Below are 1,295 nucleotides of genomic sequence, written 5' to 3' on the forward strand. Positions count from 1 at the left end.
TTGACGCTCCTATGTCAAGTAATTGCAGCAGCATCAGATAAATCTGCGAGAATAAGCGGATACAATTCACGAACAATGTAACGCTTCAGGCAGCGTTGAATTTCTTTGTTTGACATCCCTTGAGCAGCGCGTCGTGCCACATAACTTTGGGTTCTTGGTTCGCTGCGCATACGTACCATCGCGATTGTCCATAACGCGTTGTTTGCAGATCGATTGCCTCCTCGATTTAATCGATGGCGGATAGTTTTTCCAGAGGAAGCCTGCAGTGGACTTACTCCACATAACGCAGCCAAGGCCGCTTCATTCCTTAAACGTTCTGGATTATCTCCCGCTACGGCAATAAGTGTCGCTGCCGTTTGCGGCCCGACCCCAAACTGATTTCGAAGGCGCTTCGCTGATTGACTTGTCAAACGGTCAAGCGTCACATCGATCTCTTTTAGTTCTGCTGAAAGCATTAGCCAGCGCTTGGCCAGCAAACGAAGTGTTGCAGCTAATGTTTGATGCAAAACACTGCCTTTTGCCTTCCGAAGTCGTGCACAGCCTGCTACGCACTCCTCCGGTTTGGTTTTCCAGAGTCGTTCACGCAGATCATCCGGTGCACTGATTAATAACGATCTGAGTTGATTGATGGTTTGTGTTCTTGCCTTGACTGCACTACGTCTGGCAACCGATAACATACGCAGCGCTTCAGCCACGCCTGACTGTGACTTTGGCGTTGCCGTTGCATTACCGGAAAGTACTGTGCGTGCTGCACTCTCAGCATCAGTCGGATCAGATTTTCCTTGAAGCCGGCGCTTGGCACGATCAGGACGATTGACTTCCCATACTTCAATATCCTGTTCGCGCAATAAACGGGCAAGACCAGCGCCATATGTTCCTGTACCCTCAACGCCAGCACGACGAACATTTCCTAATGATCGTGCCCACGTCAGTAATTTCAGATAACCTGCTCTATTAGTCGGTATGGAAGTCAGTATCCCTATCACTTTACCTTGATCATTGATGACCACGCCAACATGGGTATCTAAATGGGTATCAACGCCAAGAATAACTTCATTTTTAACCAGTGTGCCGTCCATATTCATACTCCTTAATCAAGATTAGTGCATTACCAACCCCAGTTACCGGACAGGACACTCACGGTGCAAATCAAGGCTCCTATTAGGTCACGAGTATTGGGCCCGGCAACGCTCGGGGAATACCTGGACCAGATCGACAGGTCAACGCAAAGGCACTTCGCCAATCCCAGCACGGGTCAGATCAAGTCAGGCATTCCATGACATATTAAACTGAGT

1 protein-coding gene is annotated in these 1,295 nt (G+C 48.9%); it reads right to left on the minus strand.

The window, feature by feature from the left end; translation table 11 throughout:
* Positions 1 to 14: 14 nt before the first annotated feature.
* Positions 15 to 1,079, minus strand: coding sequence for an IS110 family RNA-guided transposase (locus BM122_RS21290; protein ID WP_074907670.1), 1,065 nt, complete (start codon positions 1,077 to 1,079; stop codon positions 15 to 17).
* Between the last annotated feature and the right edge of the window lie 216 nt (positions 1,080 to 1,295).

Origin of the sequence: Nitrosomonas communis, assembly GCF_900114745.1 — a bacterium.
GTDB classification, from domain to species: domain Bacteria; phylum Pseudomonadota; class Gammaproteobacteria; order Burkholderiales; family Nitrosomonadaceae; genus Nitrosomonas; species Nitrosomonas communis_A.

Excerpts from the sequence above, each read along its gene's own strand:
- BM122_RS21290 (WP_074907670.1), bottom strand. The coding sequence starts at position 1,079 with ATGGACGGCACACTGGTTAAAAATGAAGTTATTCTTGGCGTTGATACC.